This is a genomic window from Massilia sp. TWP1-3-3, from assembly GCF_049897805.1.
In the GTDB taxonomy this organism is placed as follows: Bacteria; Pseudomonadota; Gammaproteobacteria; order Burkholderiales; family Burkholderiaceae_D; genus Telluria_A.
The window spans coordinates 21528-40502 of the sequence record NZ_JAFCWX010000029.1 but is presented as its reverse complement, the minus strand read 5'-3'; the positions used below and the strand labels follow the sequence as shown (position 1 = coordinate 40502).

At 61.8% G+C, this 18975-nt stretch carries 18 protein-coding genes; 14 read left to right on the top strand and 4 right to left on the bottom strand.

The genetic code is table 11. From position 1 onward, the window contains the following. The first annotated feature begins 130 nt into the window (after positions 1-130). Positions 131-2749: an ATP-dependent chaperone ClpB gene (clpB, locus tag ACP7D4_RS22440; protein WP_426211407.1), complete on the top strand. Its 2619-nt coding sequence runs from the start codon at positions 131-133 to the stop codon at positions 2747-2749. Positions 2750-2774: 25 nt separating this feature from the next. Here clpB and ACP7D4_RS22435 read toward each other — a convergent pair whose 3' ends face one another. Next, entirely contained in the window at positions 2775-4361 is a 1587-nt protein-coding gene (locus tag ACP7D4_RS22435; RefSeq protein ID WP_426211405.1) for a hypothetical protein, read from the bottom strand. Between the two features lie 276 nt (positions 4362-4637). On the opposite strand from ACP7D4_RS22435, the gene rraA reads away from it, so the two are divergent. From rraA to ACP7D4_RS22415, 4 genes are all read left to right on the top strand, one after another. After that, positions 4638-5132 (top strand): ribonuclease E activity regulator RraA, encoded by a 495-nt coding sequence (gene rraA, locus ACP7D4_RS22430; protein WP_426107089.1) that lies wholly within the window; start codon positions 4638-4640, stop codon positions 5130-5132. Between the two features lie 308 nt (positions 5133-5440). Next, entirely contained in the window at positions 5441-6739 is a 1299-nt protein-coding gene (aceA, locus tag ACP7D4_RS22425; RefSeq protein ID WP_426211404.1) for an isocitrate lyase, read from the top strand. A 136-nt stretch (positions 6740-6875) separates the two neighbouring features. Continuing rightward, positions 6876-8021 (top strand): 23S rRNA (adenine(2030)-N(6))-methyltransferase RlmJ, encoded by a 1146-nt coding sequence (locus ACP7D4_RS22420; protein WP_426211402.1) that lies wholly within the window; start codon positions 6876-6878, stop codon positions 8019-8021. 79 nt (positions 8022-8100) lie between these two features. Then, positions 8101-9360, top strand: a complete 1260-nt coding sequence (locus tag ACP7D4_RS22415; protein WP_426107092.1) for an EAL and HDOD domain-containing protein — start codon at positions 8101-8103, stop codon at positions 9358-9360. Positions 9361-9378: 18 nt separating this feature from the next. Here ACP7D4_RS22415 and ACP7D4_RS22410 read toward each other — a convergent pair whose 3' ends face one another. The 3 genes from ACP7D4_RS22410 to ACP7D4_RS22400 all read right to left on the bottom strand — a co-directional run bounded on the left by ACP7D4_RS22410 (position 9379) and on the right by ACP7D4_RS22400 (position 11598). Beyond that, on the bottom strand, positions 9379-10062 hold the full coding sequence (locus ACP7D4_RS22410) for a DUF6445 family protein (RefSeq protein WP_426211400.1): 684 nt from the start codon (positions 10060-10062) through the stop codon (positions 9379-9381). A 179-nt stretch (positions 10063-10241) separates the two neighbouring features. Then, positions 10242-10979 carry an SAM-dependent methyltransferase gene (locus ACP7D4_RS22405; protein ID WP_426211398.1) on the bottom strand — a complete coding sequence of 246 codons (738 nt, stop codon included), beginning with the start codon at positions 10977-10979 and terminating at the stop codon, positions 10242-10244. A gap of 7 nt (positions 10980-10986) precedes the next feature. Beyond that, a complete protein-coding gene (locus tag ACP7D4_RS22400) occupies positions 10987-11598 on the bottom strand; it encodes a Maf-like protein (RefSeq protein WP_426107097.1) in 612 nt (203 codons plus the stop codon). A gap of 91 nt (positions 11599-11689) precedes the next feature. On the opposite strand from ACP7D4_RS22400, the gene ACP7D4_RS22395 reads away from it, so the two are divergent. The 9 genes from ACP7D4_RS22395 (at position 11690) to ACP7D4_RS22355 (ending at position 18934) form a co-directional block, all read left to right on the top strand. Beyond that, a complete protein-coding gene (locus ACP7D4_RS22395) occupies positions 11690-12187 on the top strand; it encodes a YceD family protein (protein WP_426107098.1) in 498 nt (165 codons plus the stop codon). Positions 12188-12375: 188 nt separating this feature from the next. Continuing rightward, positions 12376-12558 (top strand): 50S ribosomal protein L32, encoded by a 183-nt coding sequence (gene rpmF, locus ACP7D4_RS22390; protein WP_008449924.1) that lies wholly within the window; start codon positions 12376-12378, stop codon positions 12556-12558. Positions 12559-12754: 196 nt separating this feature from the next. After that, a complete protein-coding gene (plsX, locus tag ACP7D4_RS22385; RefSeq protein WP_426107100.1) occupies positions 12755-13813 on the top strand; it encodes a phosphate acyltransferase PlsX in 1059 nt (352 codons plus the stop codon). Between the two features lie 14 nt (positions 13814-13827). Then, positions 13828-14814 (top strand): beta-ketoacyl-ACP synthase III, encoded by a 987-nt coding sequence (locus ACP7D4_RS22380; protein WP_426211397.1) that lies wholly within the window; start codon positions 13828-13830, stop codon positions 14812-14814. Positions 14815-14895: 81 nt separating this feature from the next. Next, on the top strand, positions 14896-15846 hold the full coding sequence (gene fabD / locus ACP7D4_RS22375) for an ACP S-malonyltransferase (protein WP_426211396.1): 951 nt from the start codon (positions 14896-14898) through the stop codon (positions 15844-15846). A gap of 21 nt (positions 15847-15867) precedes the next feature. Then, positions 15868-16605 carry a 3-oxoacyl-ACP reductase FabG gene (gene fabG, locus ACP7D4_RS22370; RefSeq protein ID WP_426107104.1) on the top strand — a complete coding sequence of 246 codons (738 nt, stop codon included), beginning with the start codon at positions 15868-15870 and terminating at the stop codon, positions 16603-16605. A 177-nt stretch (positions 16606-16782) separates the two neighbouring features. Beyond that, positions 16783-17022 carry an acyl carrier protein gene (gene acpP, locus ACP7D4_RS22365; protein WP_018059410.1) on the top strand — a complete coding sequence of 80 codons (240 nt, stop codon included), beginning with the start codon at positions 16783-16785 and terminating at the stop codon, positions 17020-17022. Positions 17023-17047: 25 nt separating this feature from the next. Next, entirely contained in the window at positions 17048-18295 is a 1248-nt protein-coding gene (gene fabF, locus ACP7D4_RS22360) for a beta-ketoacyl-ACP synthase II (protein WP_426107105.1), read from the top strand. 153 nt (positions 18296-18448) lie between these two features. Continuing rightward, complete coding sequence (locus tag ACP7D4_RS22355) at positions 18449-18934, top strand: flagellar hook-length control protein (RefSeq protein ID WP_426211395.1); 486 nt, start codon at positions 18449-18451, stop codon at positions 18932-18934. The last annotated feature ends 41 nt before the right edge of the window (positions 18935-18975 follow it).

Here is an 18975-nt window from a genome sequence, read left to right as displayed (position 1 = left end):
CCTTGATGTGGAATCGCGCAACGATATCACCATTGCTTTTCATTGTGGAAAATTTTCTGGCGACTTGAAATGTGTCCATACGTCCCAATCTCGTTTTCAACATATACATACCTTTTCAGGGAGCTAGACCATGCGTCAAGACAAGATGACCACCAAGCTGCAGGAAGCGCTTTCCGATTCGCAGAGTCTGGCGGTAGGAAACGACAATCAATACATCGAGCCCGTGCACTTGCTCACCGCCTTGCTGAACCAGGATGACGGCGGCGCCCGCTCGTTGCTGCAGCGCTCCGGCGTGAACGTGGGCGGCTTGAGCACCGCGCTCAAGAGTTCGCTTGAGCGTTTGCCGAAAGTGTCGGGCAACGGCGGCGAAACGCAGATCAGCCGGGAGCTGCTGGGCATGCTCAACCTTGCCGACAAGGAAGCGCAAAAACGGGGCGACCAGTTCATCTCCAGCGAAATGATCCTGCTCGCGCTCACCGACGACAAGTCCGACGCGGGCAAGCTGGCGCGCGAACAGGGCTTGGCGCGCAAGTCGCTGGAAGCTGCCATCGACGCGGTGCGCGGCGGGGCCGGCGTGCAGTCGGCCGACGCCGAAGGCCAGCGCGAGTCGCTCAAAAAATACACGCTCGACCTGACCGAGCGCGCGCGCCAGGGCAAGCTCGATCCCGTGATCGGGCGCGACGATGAAATCCGGCGCGCGATCCAGGTGCTGCAGCGGCGCACCAAGAACAACCCGGTGCTGATCGGCGAGCCGGGCGTGGGCAAGACCGCCATCGTCGAGGGGCTGGCGCAGCGCATCGTCAACGGTGAAGTGCCCGAGTCGCTCAAGGGCAAGCGCGTGCTCTCGCTCGACATGGCCGCGCTGGTGGCGGGCGCCAAGTACCGCGGTGAATTCGAAGAGCGCCTCAAATCCGTGCTCAAGGAGCTGGCGCAGGACGAGGGCCAGACCATCGTCTTCATCGACGAGATGCACACCATGGTCGGCGCGGGCAAGGCCGATGGCGCCATGGATGCGGGCAATATGCTCAAGCCGGCCCTGGCGCGCGGCGAACTGCACTGCGTCGGCGCGACCACGCTCGACGAATACCGCAAATACATCGAGAAGGATGCCGCGCTCGAGCGCCGCTTCCAGAAGATCATTGTCGACGAGCCGAGCGTGGAGGCGACCATTGCCATCCTGCGCGGGCTGCAGGACAAGTACGAGCTGCATCACAAGGTCGAAATCACGGACGCGGCCATCATCGCCGCAGCCGAACTGTCGCACCGCTACATCACGGACCGCTTCCTGCCGGACAAGGCGATCGACCTGATCGACGAGGCGGCCTCGAAGATCAAGATCGAGATCGACTCCAAGCCCGAAGTAATGGACAAGCTGGAACGGCGCATCATCCAGCTGAAAATCGAAAAGGAAGCCGTCAAGAAGGAAAAAGATGAAGCGTCGCGCCGGCGCTTGGACCTGATCGACGAGGAGATCGCGCGCCTGGAACGCGAGTACAACGACTTTGAAGAAATCCTCAAGGCCGAAAAGGCGATGGTGCAGGGGACCACGCACATCAAGGAAGAAATCGAGCGCATCCGCCACCAGATGGACGAGGCCACGCGCAGCAGCAACTGGCAAAAGGTGTCGGAGCTCCAGTACGGCAAGCTGCCCGAACTCGAGGCGCAGTTGAAGCACGCCGAAGACGACACGGCGCGCCAGGCGGCCGACGCCGGAGCCAAGCCCAAGCTGCTGCGCACCCAGGTGGGCGCCGAGGAGATCGCCGAAGTCGTCTCGCGCGCGACCGGCATTCCCGTCTCGCGCATGATGCAGGGCGAGCGCGACAAGCTGCTGCACATCGAGGAAAAGCTGCATGAACGCGTGGTCGGCCAGGACGAGGCGATCGAAGCGGTGGCCGACGCCATCCGCCGTTCGCGCGCGGGTCTGGCCGACCCTAACCGGCCGTACGGCTCGTTCATGTTCCTCGGGCCCACGGGCGTGGGCAAGACCGAGTTGTGCAAGGCGCTGGCCGGCTTCCTGTTCGACACCGAGGAATCGATGATCCGGATCGACATGAGCGAATTCATGGAAAAGCATTCGGTGGCGCGGCTGATCGGCGCGCCGCCCGGGTACGTCGGCTACGACGAAGGCGGCTACCTGACCGAGGCGGTGCGGCGCAAGCCCTACAGCGTGATTTTGCTCGATGAAGTCGAAAAGGCGCACGCGGACGTATTCAACGTGCTGCTGCAGGTGCTCGACGACGGGCGCATGACGGATGGCCAGGGGCGCACCGTGGACTTCAAGAACACGGTGATCGTGATGACGTCCAATCTGGGCTCGCACCGGATCCAGGCGATGGAAAGCGACGATCCGGGCGTGGTCAAGCTGGCCGTGATGGCCGAGGTGCGCGCCCATTTCCGGCCCGAGTTCATCAACCGCATCGACGAGATTGTGGTGTTCCATGCGCTCGACGAGAAGAACATCGGCGCCATTGCCAAGATCCAGTTGAAGCACCTGGAACAGCGCCTGGCCAAGATGGAAATGACGCTCGCCGTGTCGCAGGAAGCGCTGCAAAAAATCGCCGAGGCGGGTTACGATCCGGTGTATGGCGCGCGTCCGCTCAAGCGCGCGATCCAGCAGCAGATTGAAAATCCGCTGTCCAAACTGATTCTGTCGGGCCGCTTCGGGCCGAAGGATACGATTTCCGTCGGCGTCGGTCCTAGCGGACTGGTGTTTGGCGAGGCGGGCGCCGTCGATCTCGACAAGGCGTGACGCAAGGTGCGGCGCGGCGCGGCGTTCAGGCGCCGCTGCGGGTCCGCGCGCCCGCAGTCTTTTCCAGTAAAGCTTCCATCTGCTGCTTGAGTTCGCCTTGCGCTTCCGAGCACCAGGCGCGCTCAAGGACGTCTTCAGCTTGCGCGTGCCAGTGGACACTGCGCCAGCGCGCCAAGGTGTCGACCGCGTTGCTCTTGTTCGCCCGGTCGTCGCCGCTGAGCGCCGCGCGCAGGATGGGCCAGCCTTTGCCGGAAAATTTGCGCAGGCCGATCGCCAGCCAGTTGATGGCCGAGCGCGTTTCGGCGTCGTGCGGACCCTGCTCGGCCGCCAGGTCGAGCTGCTCCAGGGCCAGCGCTACATAGCGCTCGACCCGGGCCGGGTCGGTCGTGCTGGTCAGGCCGAACCACTGGCTGCGTTCGCGCCGTTGCTGCTTGGCGAAGTGAAAATCCCACGGATCGACACGGAAGTCGGGCGCCAGCTGCGCGGCCAGTTCAAACTGGTCGTCGGTGCCCGAGCGCAGCTTGTCGCGCACCAGCGCCGGCCAATCGTCCATGGCCAGCACTTGCCCGGCCAGGTGCCTGACGTGGCGCAGCTGCGCGTCGTCCCAGCCATCGCTGTCCATGGCGGCGATGGCGCGCACCGTCGCCGCCACCTGTAACTGTTGCGGCCGCTGGCGCTGCACGCAGTGCAGGTAGGCCAGGGTGGCCGCGGCGCCGTCGGCGTAATCGGCCATGGTCTTGTCCGGTCCCTCACGCCCCTCGCACAGGATTTGAAGGATCTCGCCCGCGCCAAGCAGCAGCCGCTCGTCGGGGGCCGGCGCCTTTAGTGCTTCCAGCAAGTTCCCGCCGGTGGCGCACAGGTAAGCCAGGCTGGCGCTCATGCGCGTATTCTTGTAGCCGTCGCGCAGCAGCCATTGCTGGATTTCGGGACACTGCGTGCCGGCCAGCTTGCGCACCACGTGAATGCGGCCCCAGCCGCGCACACGCCGGGCCAGGTTCCACATGGCTGTTTGCGATTGCTCGGGGCCGAGCAGCTGGCACAGGGCAATTGCACACAGCTGGGTGAACGCTTCGTGCAGGCCGAGTGTCATCAGCAGGTCGGCGTCGCTGGCGTTGCCGTAGCGGCCCAGCACGGCAATGGCGATCTTGACAGGCATCGCGTCGGGCGCCTTGCGCGCCAGCCAGCGCGCCAGCAGCGCCATGCGCGCGGGGTCGGCGCCGGTTTTGTCCAGCCGTGTAAGCACGTCGCCGGCGAGCATTTCGTCTGGGGCGGACAACAAGGCCTGGTACAGCGTGTCCAAGTGAGGCGCGGCATGGTGGCCGGCGGCGCGGTGCAAGGCCGTATTCACCGCGTGTGCTTGGGCACGTGCCGGCGCGCTTCGGTGGTCGTTGGCGCTGTAGTCGGTGGCGCCGTCCCACGCCGTGGCGCCGGGCGCTCGTTCGCCGAACAGGGGAAAACTGGGGTTGCGCAGACTGCCGTCGCTTTGCGTTTCGCTGGTGCAAATGCGGTCATGCACCGCCATGCGGCCTGCGCTCCACGGAACGGGCAGGGCGTCCGGCGCCAGCTGCAAGCGCGGCGCAGGCATGAACAGGGAACGCAGCCAGTTCACCATGCGCGCTGGCTTGCGCCGCCCCTCTTTCCGGTCCGATTGCCGACCATCTCTTCCTTGAGCCGTTTCCACGCGCGCGGCAGCGGCAAGGCCGCATGAGCAATCAGAATGTACACCACGGACTCCCTGTAAAGATAGGTGCTCACTATACGGGATAAGTGCTTGAAGGAAATATCTCATTTGCAAAGACGGCCGTGCTCGTGCAAGCCTTGTTCATTGGGCTTAAAATTGGCGCCAGCCTGACAATCATTCATCCATGCCATCTGCCGCGAGCCACCCATGACCTTTGCCACCACCGATCTGTGCGACGACCATCCCCAACTGCTTGAAGATGGCCGCCTGTCGGTCTTGCCCCCGCTGTTCCGGCACCTGGGGCGGCACGCCAAGTTCTACGGGCGCGTGAGCACCCTCAAGGTGTTTGAAGACAACGCGCTGGTGCGTTCCACGCTGGAAGGGCCTGGCAACGGCAACGTGCTCGTCATTGATGGCGGCGCCAGCCTGCGGCGCGCGCTGGTGGGCGGTCAACTGGCGCTGCTGGCCCAGGACAATGGCTGGGCCGGCATCGTGGTCGACGGTTGCGTGCGCGACAGCGATGAAATCAATGCCTGCGATATCGGCGTACGCGCGCTGGGCGTGCATCCGCAAAAAAGCGCGAAAAAGGGTGCGGGCGAGCGCAACATTCGCGTGCTCATCAGCGGCGTGCCGGTCAGTCCCGGCGACTGGATCTATGCCGACGCCGACGGGGTGCTGGTGGCGCAGCAAAAGCTGGCGTAACGGTGACTGCGGCCAATTTGTGCGCGCGGCGCGGACCGATCCGGCACGCGCGTGGCTGACTGAGCTTTTCATCAGGCGAAAGTCTCATTTCACATTGTGAAAACTGGCTGGCGCGCTGGGTGCTCACGCTTTTCCATTTAAAGAAATTTTGTTTCGCATCGCGAAATGTTGGCGGCAAGCGTCTGATTTTTATGTGTTTTTAATTGGTTATGTGTCTTATATAAGAGTATTGTTGCGCTGCGCAATTGGGCCTATCATTTGGATAAGGGATACCACTGCTCATTTAGCTACTCAATCAGGAGAACACCATGGCAACGCGCGAACAGCAAGCAGCACTATTGCAAGAGGACTGGGACAGCAATCCCCGCTGGACCGGCATCGTGCGCAATTACACCGCCGCCGACGTCGTGCGCCTGCGCGGTTCGCTCCCCATCGAGCACACGCTGGCCCGGCGCGGTGCGCTCAAGCTGTGGGACTTGCTGAGCCGCGACCACTACGTCAACGCGCTGGGCGCCATGTCCGGCAACCAGGCCATGCAGCAGGTCAAGGCGGGGCTCAAGGCCGTGTATTTGTCTGGCTGGCAAGTGGCCGGCGACGCCAATGCGGCTGGCGAAATGTACCCCGACCAATCCTTGTATCCGGCCAATTCAGTCCCGCAGGTGGTAAAACGCATCAACAACACCTTCCAGCGCGCCGACCAGATTCAGTGGTCCGAAGGAAAAGATGACATTGATTATTTTGTTCCCATCGTGGCCGATGCGGAAGCCGGTTTCGGCGGCGTGCTCAATGCCTACGAACTGATGAAGTCCATGATCGATGCGGGTGCGGCCGGGGTGCACTTCGAGGATCAGCTGGCATCGGTCAAGAAATGCGGCCACATGGGCGGCAAGGTACTGGTGCCCACGCGCGAAGCCGTTGAAAAACTGACGGCAGCGCGCCTGGCGGCCGATGTGATGGGCGTGTCCACGCTGGTCATCGCGCGCACCGATGCCGATGCGGCCGACTTGCTCACCTCCGACATCGATGCCAATGACCGCGCGTTCTGTACGGGCGAGCGGACGGTCGAGGGTTTCTACAAGGTGCGCCCCGGAATCGAGCAAGCCATCGCGCGCGCGCTGGCGTATGCCCCTTTCGCCGACCTGGTCTGGTGCGAAACGGGCAAGCCCGACCTGGCTTACGCCAAGCAGTTCGCCCAGGCCGTGCATGCCAGGTTCCCCGGCAAAATGCTGGCCTACAACTGCTCGCCATCCTTTAACTGGAAGAAAAACCTGGACGACGCCACGATCGCCAAATTCCAGAAGGAACTGGGCGCCATGGGATACAAGTTCCAGTTCATCACGCTGGCCGGCTTCCACGCGCTCAATTATGGCATGTTCAACCTGGCGCACGGCTATGCGCGGCGCGGCATGCCGGCCTTTGTCGAGTTGCAGGAGGCCGAATTTGCCGCAGCCCAGCGCGGCTTCACTGCCGTCAAGCACCAGCGCGAAGTGGGCACTGGCTATTTCGACACTGTCACCCAGACCATCCAGCAACACCAAAGTTCGACCACGGCCCTGCACGGCTCGACCGAAGACGCCCAATTCTTCGACGAAAAGAAGGTCGCCTGACCCGTTAGCGCACGCCGGGCTGGATTGGCGCGCCGCCGCAGCACGGAAATTGTGCTGCGGCTTTTTTTCGTGGCGGCGCGGATTAGTGGATAATGGTGCAATACGTTGTTAACACCTTTTTCATTGGAATTATCTTATGTTGAGCTACCGCCACGCCTTTCACGCGGGTAATCACGCCGACGTCTTGAAGCATTTCGTGCAGATCCAGTTGCATGAATACATGAATCAGAAAGACACTGCTTACACCTATATCGACACCCACTCGGGCGCCGGCGTGTACGCGCTCGATGGCGGCTATGCCTCGAAAAACGCGGAGTACGAGACCGGCATCGGCCCCTTGTGGGAACGCACCGACTTGCCGAAAGGCTTGAAGGAATACGTGGACCTCGTCAAGGGACTCAATCCCAGCGGCAAGATGCGCTATTACCCAGGCTCCCCTTACTGCGCCGACAAGGCCATGCGCGAGCATGACCGGCTGCGCCTGTTCGAACTGCACCCCGCCGACGCCAAGATCCTGGCTGACAATTTCCGCAAGGTTGAATTGCACCAGGCGGAAAACGGTATTCGTCCGATCACCCGCGGCAAGCGTGTGCTGGTCGAGCGGGGCGATGGTTTTCATGCTCTCAAGACCTTGCTGCCGCCGCCCTCGCGGCGCGCCCTGGTGCTGATCGACCCGCCGTACGAGGACAAGCAGGATTACCGCAAAGTGCGCGACGCGATCGACGATGCGCTGGTGCGTTTTCCGTCTGGAATTTATGCAATCTGGTATCCGGTACTGCAGCGCATGGAGTCGCGCGGGTTTGCCGACAAGCTCAAGCGCTTGCCGGCCAAGGAATGGCTCAACGTCACGCTGACCGTCACCACGCCGGGCCCGGACGGCTTCGGCTTGCACACCAGCGGCATGTTTATTTTCAATCCGCCATTTACGCTCGAGCCCATGCTGCGCCAGGTAATGCCTTACCTGGTCCAGGTGCTGGGCAAGGATGCGGGCGCTACCTTCGTCATTGAAAAGGGTGCCCAGGTGACGGGCTCGACCACGTCGCGCAGCGCCAGCGGCGCCCCTCGCGTGCCGGTTGGCAATGCTCGCCGCGGCAGCCCGACGGCCGGCACGGGCAGCTTGCGCCTGCCCGGGCAAGCACCGGCTGGCACGCCGGGTGCGGCCGGGGCGGACGCAGTCCGGCCGCGCGCTGCGGCGCCGGCCCGGGCCGGGCGCCCGAACGGTCCGCGCCCCACGGGTTCGGGGAAAACCGGTCCGGGAAAAACCGGACCGCGTCGACCTTGAACCATGGTCCGTAGTATAGTTATAAATATTGCATTAAAATGCGCCGCCCCTGGCGCTGCATTAGCTTACGGATATTTTCATGCTCAGTGAAGCAGTCAGCGACGTCGTGCTGCCGACGGATGATTTTTTTCTTGCTCGGCAACCAATTCTGGGGCGCAACCAGCGCCTGGTGGCGTTCGAATTGCTGTTTCGAAGCGCCGACGCGCCCGAGGCCAACGTCGTCGATCACGCGGCGGCCACGGCCGCCGTCATTTCGCATGCCTCGCAATTGGGCATGCAGCGCGTGGTGGGCGAACGCCTGGCTTTCGTGAACGTCGATGAAATCGTGTTGATGAGCGACTTCGTGCGCTTCCTGCCGCACGACAAAGTCATCCTTGAAATCCTGGAAACCGTGCGCGCCACGCCCGAAGTGATCGCCCGCGTGACCGAGCTGCGTGCGTTCGGCTTCAAGTTCGCGCTCGACGACGTGATTGCCGAATCGGACGACACCAGCAAGCTGATCGGCCTGGTCGACGTGGTCAAGATCGACGTTCAGGCGGTGCCGGCGGCCAACCTCGCGGCGCTCGTCAAGACCTTCACCTTGCCTGGCAAAAAGCTGCTGGCCGAAAAAGTCGAAACGGTCGAAGAATACGAAATGTGCATGGCGCTGGGATTCGAATATTTCCAGGGCTATTATTTTGCCCGTCCAGCCATTCTGAGCGGCAAGAAGATCGCGCCCTCCGAGCTGGTCATCCTCAATTTGCTGCAGCTGATCAATTCCGATGCCGACGATGGCGACCTTGAAATGTCGATCAAGCGCGATCCTCTCATCAGCCTTAATTTGCTGCGGCTGGTCAACACGCCGGCTGCGGGTGCGCGCCGGCACATCAATTCGCTGGCCGAAGCGCTGCTGGTGTTGGGGCGCGACCAGCTGCAGCGCTGGCTGCAAATTTTGCTCTACGCCACGCCGGGTACCGCAGTCGAACTCACTTCGCCACTACTGCAAATGGCCACCACGCGCGGCAAGCTGATGGAGTTGATGGCGCGCAAGCTGCCGGCCGAGCAGCGCGCCGGGGCCGCCGCTGCGTTTACGGTGGGCATCATGTCGCTGATGGATGCGCTGTTTTCCATGTCGATGGCCGACGTGCTCGACACGGTGGCCGTCGCGCCCGAGGTGCGCACCGCGCTGCTCGAGCGCGAAGGCGTGCTGGGCGAGATGCTCAAGATCGTGGAGTTGCTTGAAAATCCGAAGCGCGGCTCGCAGCTGAGTAAGTCGCTCAAGGCGCTCGGCGTGACGGTCAAGGAAGTACGCGAGATTGAACTTGAGGCGTTTAGCTGGGTCAATGAATTGGTGGCGTAAACAGGCCGGACCTGGGCCTTACGCCATCCAGAAAAACACCGCCGTCATGCGTTTGTCGGCATCGTCAAAGCCGAAATAGCCGCTCGCCGAATGCACCAGGTTGCCCCGGTACAGCAAGATCCGATTGAACCGGTTGTCGATCCGCAGCTCTTCCTGCCACGCCTCGGGCGGCAAGCCCTTGACGCCCAGCGCTTCGCGCAGATTGGCGTGCGGCGGGCTGCACGTGTTGCCGCTCAGCGTGCCGTTCGGGTAGCGCAAGCGATAGAACGAGGTACCGCAGCTCGGGTCCGGGTCGGGCGTGAGGTAGATCACGCAGGCGTAGCGGCACAGCTTGCGCGAGTCGGTATGCGGGCGCGGGCCGGAGTCGGCCATGCCCACCAGTTGCACATGGTTATGGTTTAGCGTGCTGCCCTCGGGCGTGGCTTCTTGCCACAGCCGCTTGGCGCCAGTCACTTGCTTGACCCACGTTTCCACGTATGCAATTTGATCGGGCGTGAGCGCATCCGGGCAGCGCTTGCCTGGCCACGGCTCGGGCCGGTAGGGCGCGCCGAGCTGCCAGTCGGTCCGGGCGTAGCAGCGTTGCGAAACCTCGACCGCGTCAGGCAGGAAATCGTCGGCGACCCAATAGTCGCGCCCGAGTTGCGGCTTCACGTACGTAAGGGTTGGCAATTTAACCGGGGCAGGGGAGTTGGGTCGAAGCATGCCGCTTTCCTGTAAAAGAAACGTGAATGGCTGAACGAGCCGAAGGATAGCACGCCCCAACTTGCCCCATCTTGCTAGCGCAACACCTCACCCGGGGTCAGTTCCCCCATTGCGACACGAGCTCATCAGCCCGCAGATGAGCTCGTGTCGCAATGGGGGAACTGACCCCGTGGTGGATTTTACTGGGCGAGCAGCAGGAAGACGGTGGGTTTTTTGTGGAAGTCGGGTGCGTTGCCGCTGGCGAGCAAGGCTTTCCATTTGGCACCGCTCAGCGTGCGGATCGCTTCCGTCGGCAAGCTCAAATCGGTTGCCACGCAGATCAGCGTGCTTTGCTGGCAGCCAAGCACCAGCGCGTCGAGCATGGCGGCGTTGCGGTAGGGCGTTTCAATCAGCAACTGGGTCTGTTTTTCGCTCCGCGAACGGTTTTCCAGTTCCTTGATGCGCTTGATGCGCAGGGCGGCGTCGGTCGGCAAATATCCATTGAAGGCGAAGCTTTGCCCGTTCAGCCCGCTCGCCATGACGGCCAGCAGCAGCGACGAGGGCCCCACCAGCGGCTTGACGATAATGCCGTGCTGATGCGCCAGGCGCACCAGGTCGGCGCCCGGATCGGCGACCGCCGGCACGCCCGCTTCCGAGACCAGGCCCGCGTCGCGTCCCGCCAGCAGCGGCGCCAGCAAGCCCGCCAGCGCAGTGGCCGGTGTATTGACGTTCAGTTCGGCAATCTCGATTTCTTGCAGTGGCCTGGCCAGCGGATGGCCGACGGCAATCAATTTCAGAAAGCCCCGTGCGGTCTTGGCGTTTTCGGCGACAAAGTAGTCCAGCCGCGCGGTAATCGCCTGCACGTGCTCGGGAATGACATGCGACAGGGCGTCGGTCGCGCCCAAGGTGTTGGGAATCAGGTAGAGGGTGCCGGTCATCGGGTCTTTAGTTGAAAAAGGTAAAGCCGGCCTTGCGCAGCATGCCGCTCAAGGCGATCAGCGGCAAGCCGGTCAGGGCGGTCGGGTCGGTGCTGTCAATGCGTTCCAGGATGGCTATGCCCAAGCCTTCATTCTTGGCGCTGCCGGCGCAGTCGTATGGTTGTTCCAGGCGCAGGTAAGCGTCGAGCTCGGCGTCGGGCAGGTCGCGGAAGGTGACGAAGGTCTGCACGTTTTCCAGTTGCGCGCCGCCGGTGAGGGTGGCAGCGCGGTCGTCCCACACGCATAGCGCGGTATGAAACACCACGCGCCGCCCGCGCATGGTTTGCAACTGGGCCAGGGCGTTGGCGTGGTTGCCCGGCTTGCCGATTTGCGCGCCGTCCAGCGTGGCAACCTGGTCCGAACCGATGACCACACTGCCGGGGGCGCGCGCCGCCACCGCCTGCGCCTTGCAGCGCGCCAGGCGCAGGGCGGTGGCTTCCGGCGCTTCGCCGGGCATGGCGTTTTCATCGATATCGGGCACCATCACGTCGAAGGGCAGGCGCAGCCGTTCGAGCAGCTCGCGCCGGTAAACGGAACTTGATGCAAGAATCAGACGCGGAGGGGAATAAGTTGGTATCATTGCGGCCTTCAGCAGGAAAAACACCGTAAGTCTTTGACTGCACAGCGGTAAGCCTGCTATTATCGCAGGTTTTCCGGGGAAAATTTCTGTAATGAGTGCTTTTGTCATCGACGCTTTTGAGTTTTGTCGAAGCAACGGCCATCGCGAGGGCATCACGCCTGTCGCTGAAATGAGCCGGTTGAACAAGGATTGTGCGGACCACTCGGGTGAAGTTACCTGGGCTGTGAATGGCGCAACCAGCAAGCAGGGCTATCCGCAATTGACGCTGTCGGTCTCCGGCACTGTCCAGCTGATGTGCCAGCGTTGCCTGACTCCGTATGCTTTTGAGATGGATTCGTCCACCGCGCTCATGCTCGGCAAGGACGACCAGCACGCCGATGAAATCGAAGAGGCGCTGGACGATGAAAGCATCGACGTGATCGTCGGCAGCCGTTCATGCGATATTCGCGACCTGGTCGAAGATGAGGCGCTGCTGGCCTTGCCGCAAGTGCCCAAGCATGATGTCTGTCCCGAGACCAAGCTGCTGGACGAGCTGAAAAGCGAGAAGCCGTCGCCGTTCGCCAGCCTCAAGGACTTGAAGGCGGAGTAATACCGAATTTGCAGTAAGTAAGGAACGTGTCAAACGCGTGTCGTAATCGAGTATGGCAAGTTGCAGTGCAATGTAAGACGGCGTTAAACGTGTCGGCAATAAGGTTTATTGCCGCTGGGATACTCGATTCGCATGTATTTGCTGGTCGATTGTGTTAGAATTTTAGAACTTATGTATTAGGAGTCATCATGGCAGTTCAGCAAAATAAGAAGTCCCCATCCAAGCGCGGTATGCACCGCTCGCACGACTTCCTGGTCGCGCCGCAACTGGGTATCGAGCCAACCACCGGTGAAACGCATCTGCGTCACCACATCAGCCCGAACGGCTTCTACCGTGGCCGTAAAGTTCTCAAGACTAAGAACGACGAGTAATCGACGTCTTATTACTGAGTAAGATGAAAGCGGTGCAACGTATTTTTCTGCGTGGCGCCGCTTTTTCCGTTTCTTCGGCTGCAAACGATTTTTGCACACCGTCATTTCGATTTACGCAGACTCTGGCTGGCATTCGCCCACTTACAGAGCGCATACTGCCGCCTTGGCCTGTCCGGCTGCGGTACGAACCCAACAAATGACAATTAAAATTTCCATCGACTGCATGGGCGGCGATCACGGCCCCTCGGTTACCATTCCCGCAGCCATTTCCTTCGCCAAGCACGAGCCCGGCGCCGAGCTGATCCTGGTTGGCCTCGAAGACGTCGTGCGCGCCGAACTGAAAAAATGCAAGGCCGAGAACCACCCGCGCCTGTCGATCGTGCACGCCTCCGAAGTGGTCGAGATGGACGACCCGATTGAAGTGGCCTTGCGCCGCAAAAAAGATTCTTCGATGCGCGTGGCGATCGAGTTGGTCAAGGACGGCAAGGCGCATGCCTGCGTTTCGGCCGGCAATACGGGCGCCTTGATGGCGATCTCGCGTTACGTGCTCAAAACCATGGCCGGCGTCGACCGTCCCGCCATCTGCTCGATTTTGCCCAATCAAAAGGGTGGCCCGACCTATATGCTGGACCTGGGCGCGAACGTCGATTGCGAGCCCCATCACCTGCACCAGTTCGCCATCATGGGGTCGGTGTTGGTGTCCGCGATGGAACGCATCGAACGCCCGACCATCGGTTTGCTCAACGTGGGCACCGAAGAAATCAAGGGTAATGAACTGGTCAAGGAAACGTCGAAACTGTTGCGCGCGGACCAGCAGCGCGGCGCCCTCAATTTTGTCGGCAATGTCGAAGGCAACGATATCTTCAAAGGCACGGTCGACATCGTCGTTTGCGACGGTTTCGTGGGCAACGTCACGCTCAAGGCGGCCGAAGGGCTCGGCCGCATGATCAAGACCGTGCTCACGGCGGAATTTCGGCGCAACCCGCTGACCATGCTGGGCGCCCTGATTGCGCGCGGCGCGCTGAAAAACTTTGGCAACGTCATCAATCCATCGCGCTATAACGGCGGCGCCTTGCTCGGCTTGCGCGGCCTGGTGTTCAAGAGTCATGGCGGGGCCGATGCCTATTCCTACGAATGGGCGATCAAACGCTCCTTCGATGCAGCGAACTATCATTTGCAGGAGCATCTTTCGGAGAAAATTGCCGAACTGATGCCACGCGCGCCTGAGGCGGAAGCGACAGGCTCAACAACTTAGCAGGACGGCAAGCAATGACTTTGTATAGCAAAATTATCGGCACCGGCAGTTACCTGCCGCAGCGACGGGTGAGCAACGAAGACCTGACGGCGCAACTGGCGGCGCAGGGCATTGAAACGTCGGATGAGTGGATCGTCTCGCGCAGCGGCATTTCAGCGCGCCACTACGCGGCTGACGGGGAATTGTCGTCGGACCTGGCCGCCAACGCGGCGCGCAAGGCGCTGGAAATGGCCGACCTGGAAACCGATCAGATCGATCTCGTCATCGTCGCCAGTTCGACCCCGGATTTCTATGGAAGTTTCCCCAGTACGGCGTGCATCGTGCAGCGCAAGCTCGGCATGCACAACAATAGCGCCGCTTTCGACGTGCAAGCCGTGTGCAGCGGCTTTGTCTACGCCGTCTCGGTGGCCGACGCCTTTATCAAGTCGGGCGCGCACAAAAACGTGCTGGTGGTCGGCGCCGAAGTGTTTTCGCGCATTCTTAATTTCCAGGACCGCACCACCTGCGTGCTGTTTGGCGACGGCGCCGGCGCGATCGTCATGACCGCTTCGAGCGAGCCGGGCATTTTGGCCACCAAGTTGCACGCCGACGGGCGCCACGCGGACATCCTGTCGGTCCCGGCCAACCTGGCCGGCGGCGCGCTGGCCGGCAGCGGTTTCCTGTTTATGGATGGCCCCGCCGTGTTCAAGCTGGCCGTCTCGGTGCTCGAGCAGGTGGCGCACGAAGCGCTGGCGCATGCGGCCATGCTGCCGTCCGACATCGACTGGCTCATTCCCCACCAGGCCAATCTCCGCATCATGAAAAGCACGGCCAAAAAACTCGGCTTGCCGATGGAAAAAATGGTCGTCACCGTCGACCAGCATGGCAATACCTCGGCGGCATCAATTCCACTCGCGCTCGACATTGCAGTGCGCGACGGCCGCGTCAAGAAGGGCGACAACGTGATGATGGAAGGCGTGGGCGGCGGCTTTACGTGGGGCGCGGTGCTGGCGCGCATGTAATGCCGAACCCGATGCAAACCCCGAGGCAGTACCCTATTTAGGTAAAGAGTTCTAACCAATAAAAACAGGAGAGCAACTCGCATGAATAATTTTGCATTCGTATTTCCAGGCCAGGGTTCGCAGGCCATCGGCATGTTGAATGGCTTTGCCGGCAACGCCGTCGTGGCGCACACGATTGCCGAAGCCAACGAGGCGCTCGGCATGGACCTGGGCAAAATGATTGCCCAAGGTCCCAAGGAAGACCTGGACCTGACCACCAATACCCAGCCCGTGATGCTGACGGCCGCGGTCGCGGTGTACCGCGCGTGGATCGCCGCCGGTGGCCCTCCGCCCAGTGTCGTTGCCGGCCACAGCGTGGGCGAATACGCGGCGCTGGTTGCCGCCGGCGTGATTGCCTTCAAGGATGCGGTGCCGCTGGTGCGCTTTCGCGCGCAAGCCATGCAGGAAGCGGTGCCGGTCGGGCAGGGCGGCATGGCCGTCATTCTCGGCCTGGCGGCCGACGAGGTGCGCGCCGTCTGCCGCGAAGCTGCCGCGCTCGCGCCCGGCAGCGTGGTGGAAGCGGTCAACTTCAATGAGCCGGTCCAGATCGTCATTGCCGGCCACAATGCGGCGCTCGACCGCGCCTGCGAACTGGCCAAGGCGCGCGGCGCCAAGCGCGCCATGCGGCTGTCGGTGTCGGCGCCGTTTCATTCGTCGCTGCTGAAACCTGCCTCTGATCGCTTGCGCGCCTACCTGCAGGACCTGCACTTCGGCGCGCCCCGGATCGCCTTGATCAACAACGTGGACGTGGCGGTATTGAGCGACCCGGCGCTGATCAAGGATGCGCTGGTGCGCCAGGCGGCCGGCCCGGTGCGCTGGGTGGAAACGATGCAAAAGCTGGCCGCCGACGGCACCACGCTGGTCATTGAAAGCGCGCCGAGCAAGGTATTGATCGGCATGGCCAAGCGCATCGATGCGCGCTTGGCGGGCGAGGCGCTGGTCGACCAGGCTTCGCTGGAGCGGGTGCTCGCTGCGCTGAACACCAACGTTTAAATATAGAAAGCAGGAACCGTAATGAATTTGGAAAAACAAGTTGCACTGGTGACGGGCGCTTCACGCGGGATCGGCAAGGCGATTGCCCTCGAACTGGCGCGCCAGGGCGCCAAGGTGGTCGGCACGGCCACCACCGAAGCGGGCGCGAGCGCCATTTCTGCCTACCTCGACGAATTCGGCGGCAAGGGCGTGGTACTGAACGTGACCGACAGCGCCGGCTGCGCCGCCGTCATTGACGACGTCCAGAAGCGCTTTGGCAGCCTGTCTATCCTGGTCAATAATGCCGGCATCACGGCCGACCAATTGGCCATGCGCATGAAGGACGACGAGTGGGACAGCGTGATTGCGACCAACCTGACGGCGGTGGGCCGCTTGTCGCGCGCCGTCTTGCGCGGGATGATGAAAGCACGGCAAGGGCGTATCATTAACATCACGTCGGTGGTCGGCTCGGCCGGCAACGCCGGCCAAATGAATTATGCGGCCGCCAAGGCGGGCGTGGCGGGCATGAGCCGCGCGCTGGCGCGCGAGATCGGCAGCCGCAATATCACCGTCAACTGCATTGCACCGGGCTTTATCGACACCGACATGACCAAAGCGCTCAGCGCCGAGCAGCACGCCGCCTTGCTGACCCAGATTCCCCTGGCACGCCTGGGCGCACCCGAAGACATCGCGCACGCGGTTGCCTTCCTGGCCGGTCCGCAAGCTGCCTACATCACGGGCACGACCTTGCACGTGAATGGCGGCATGTATATGAGTTAATATCCGGTGCACCAATGCTCACGCTTTGGTGCGCGACGCAAAACCAAAATGCGGTCAAATAGATTGATTTAGCAGCAGTTTCGGTGGTTTTTACAGTAGACGTTGAAATTAGTTTTTCAGCGCGCAAACCTGATAAAATGCGCGCACTTTCCGTAACACACACAATGGAGCCATAACATGTCGGATATCGAACAACGCGTTAAAAAAATCGTCGCTGAGCAACTGGGCGTTGCTGAAGTGGACATCAAAATCGAATCCTCGTTCGTGGACGACCTCGGTGCCGATTCCCTCGACACGGTCGAGCTGGTGATGGCGCTGGAAGATGAATTCGAAATGGAAATCCCTGACGAACAAGCGGAAAAAATCACCACCGTAAAGCAGGCAATCGACTACGCCACGGCGCACGTCAAGGCCTGAGTTTTATAGTTTCCGGGAGAATCGCTTGAGCCGTTCACGCAACCGTCGTGTTGTTATCACTGGCCTGGGCTGCGTATCACCGATCGGCAATACCATTGCCGAGTCGTGGAGCGCAGCGCTGGCCGGCAAGTCGGGCATTGCCACGATCACCAAATTCGACGCGACGCCGTTCTCGACCCGGATCGCGGGCGAGGTCAAGGGTTTCGATGTCGAGCAATACCTGCCTGCCAAGGAAGCGCGCCACATGGATACCTTCATCCATTTCGGCATGGCGGCAGGCATCCAGGCCTGGCAGGATTGCGGCCTGACGGTGACCGAGGAAAACGCCGACCGCATCGGCGTCATCATCGGTTCGGGCATTGGCGGCTTGCCGCTGATTGAAGATACCAAGGACGAATACGCCAAGCGCGGCCCGCGCCGTATTTCGCCATTCTTCGTGCCGGCGTCGATCATCAACATGATCTCGGGAAACCTCTCGATCAAGTACGGCATGCGCGGCCCGAATCTGGCCATCGTCACCGCCTGCACCACCGGCTTGCACAGCATTGGCGCGGCCGGGCGTCTGATCGAATACGGCGACGCCGACGTGATGATCGCCGGCGGCGCCGAAGCGACCATTTCGCCGCTGGGCCTGGGCGGTTTCGCCTCGGCGCGCGCGCTGTCGGCGCGCAATGACGATCCGGCCACGGCCTCGCGGCCATGGGACCGCGACCGCGACGGTTTTGTGCTCGGCGAAGGCGCCGGCGTGATGGTGCTGGAAGAGTACGAGCATGCCAAGGCGCGCGGCGCGACAATCTATGCCGAGCTGCTTGGCTTTGGCATGAGCGCCGACGCCTATCACATGACCTCGCCCGTCGAAGATGGCGCCGGGGCGTCGCGCTGCATGGTGTCGGCGCTGTCCAACGCCGGCGTCAACGCCGACCAGGTCGACTACGTCAACGCCCATGGCACCTCCACGCCGCAGGGCGACGTAGCCGAAGTGCAAGGCTTGAAAAAGACCTTTGGCGACCATGCCTACAAGCTGGTGGTCAATTCGACCAAATCGATGACGGGCCACCTGTTGGGCGGCGCCGGCGGCCTGGAAGCGGTGTTCACGGTGCTGGCGATGCATCACCAAGTCTCGCCGCCCACCATCAATCTGTTCAACCAGGACGCCAACTGTGATCTTGATTTCTGCGCCAACACGGCGCGTGCCATGAAGATCGACATTGCGGTGAAAAATTCCTTTGGCTTCGGCGGAACCAACGGAACCCTGGTCTTCGGCAAGGCGTAAGCGTGGCAAGTAAGGGCGCTGCATTGTAAAAGTCCTGTAACAGCTTGAACCCGAGGTGCCCATTTCCTGTCCAAGGAAGTGGGCGTTTTGCTTTGTGCGGGCGGCTTTCGCCCGTTCACCTGGTTTCCTTGCGCCTGCCATTCCCACCTGTCTATGTCGATTGCGCTATCAGCCGTCATTCACCCGTCGCGCTTGCTGCGCCTGGCGCTTGTTGCCTGGGGCGCGGCGGCGGGTGCGGCGGCCTTGCTGCTGGTGTTCGCGCAGCCGGCGCTCTGCGCGGAGCCGGCGCCGCTGGCGTTGTCGTGCGCGGGGGTCGCGCTGCTGGCTTGGCGCTGCGCGCTGGAAAGCGCGAATGCGCGCCAGATTGACATTTCTGGACCCGGAGAGATTCGCCTTTCGGTAAAACAGAGTCTGGGAGCCGCACGGGCGTTTGGCGAACCTTTGCTGCTGCTGCCGGGTTCCACGGTCTGGCCATCCTTGCTGATTTTGCTGCTTCGCGACAACACCAGCGGCGTCATCACAGTCGTGCCAATCTTGCCTGACAGTGTAGCTGCTGGACAATTTCGCAAAATTGCCGTGTCGATAAGATGGATTGCCAGGCGGGACAATAAATTTTCAGATAAAAACAAAATACTTTGAACTTATTGCAACGGGCCAACTCTATATACATAGGGACGCGC

Coding starts and splice junctions, on each gene's coding strand:
- clpB (WP_426211407.1), top strand. CDS start 131: ATGCGTCAAGACAAGATGACCACCAAGCTGCAGGAAGCGCTTTCCGAT.
- ACP7D4_RS22435 (WP_426211405.1), bottom strand. CDS start 4,361: ATGGTGAACTGGCTGCGTTCCCTGTTCATGCCTGCGCCGCGCTTGCAG.
- rraA (WP_426107089.1), top strand. CDS start 4,638: ATGACCTTTGCCACCACCGATCTGTGCGACGACCATCCCCAACTGCTT.
- aceA (WP_426211404.1), top strand. CDS start 5,441: ATGGCAACGCGCGAACAGCAAGCAGCACTATTGCAAGAGGACTGGGAC.
- ACP7D4_RS22420 (WP_426211402.1), top strand. CDS start 6,876: ATGTTGAGCTACCGCCACGCCTTTCACGCGGGTAATCACGCCGACGTC.
- ACP7D4_RS22415 (WP_426107092.1), top strand. CDS start 8,101: ATGCTCAGTGAAGCAGTCAGCGACGTCGTGCTGCCGACGGATGATTTT.
- ACP7D4_RS22410 (WP_426211400.1), bottom strand. CDS start 10,062: ATGCTTCGACCCAACTCCCCTGCCCCGGTTAAATTGCCAACCCTTACG.
- ACP7D4_RS22405 (WP_426211398.1), bottom strand. CDS start 10,979: ATGACCGGCACCCTCTACCTGATTCCCAACACCTTGGGCGCGACCGAC.
- ACP7D4_RS22400 (WP_426107097.1), bottom strand. CDS start 11,598: ATGATACCAACTTATTCCCCTCCGCGTCTGATTCTTGCATCAAGTTCC.
- ACP7D4_RS22395 (WP_426107098.1), top strand. CDS start 11,690: ATGAGTGCTTTTGTCATCGACGCTTTTGAGTTTTGTCGAAGCAACGGC.
- rpmF (WP_008449924.1), top strand. CDS start 12,376: ATGGCAGTTCAGCAAAATAAGAAGTCCCCATCCAAGCGCGGTATGCAC.
- plsX (WP_426107100.1), top strand. CDS start 12,755: ATGACAATTAAAATTTCCATCGACTGCATGGGCGGCGATCACGGCCCC.
- ACP7D4_RS22380 (WP_426211397.1), top strand. CDS start 13,828: ATGACTTTGTATAGCAAAATTATCGGCACCGGCAGTTACCTGCCGCAG.
- fabD (WP_426211396.1), top strand. CDS start 14,896: ATGAATAATTTTGCATTCGTATTTCCAGGCCAGGGTTCGCAGGCCATC.
- fabG (WP_426107104.1), top strand. CDS start 15,868: ATGAATTTGGAAAAACAAGTTGCACTGGTGACGGGCGCTTCACGCGGG.
- acpP (WP_018059410.1), top strand. CDS start 16,783: ATGTCGGATATCGAACAACGCGTTAAAAAAATCGTCGCTGAGCAACTG.
- ACP7D4_RS22355 (WP_426211395.1), top strand. CDS start 18,449: ATGTCGATTGCGCTATCAGCCGTCATTCACCCGTCGCGCTTGCTGCGC.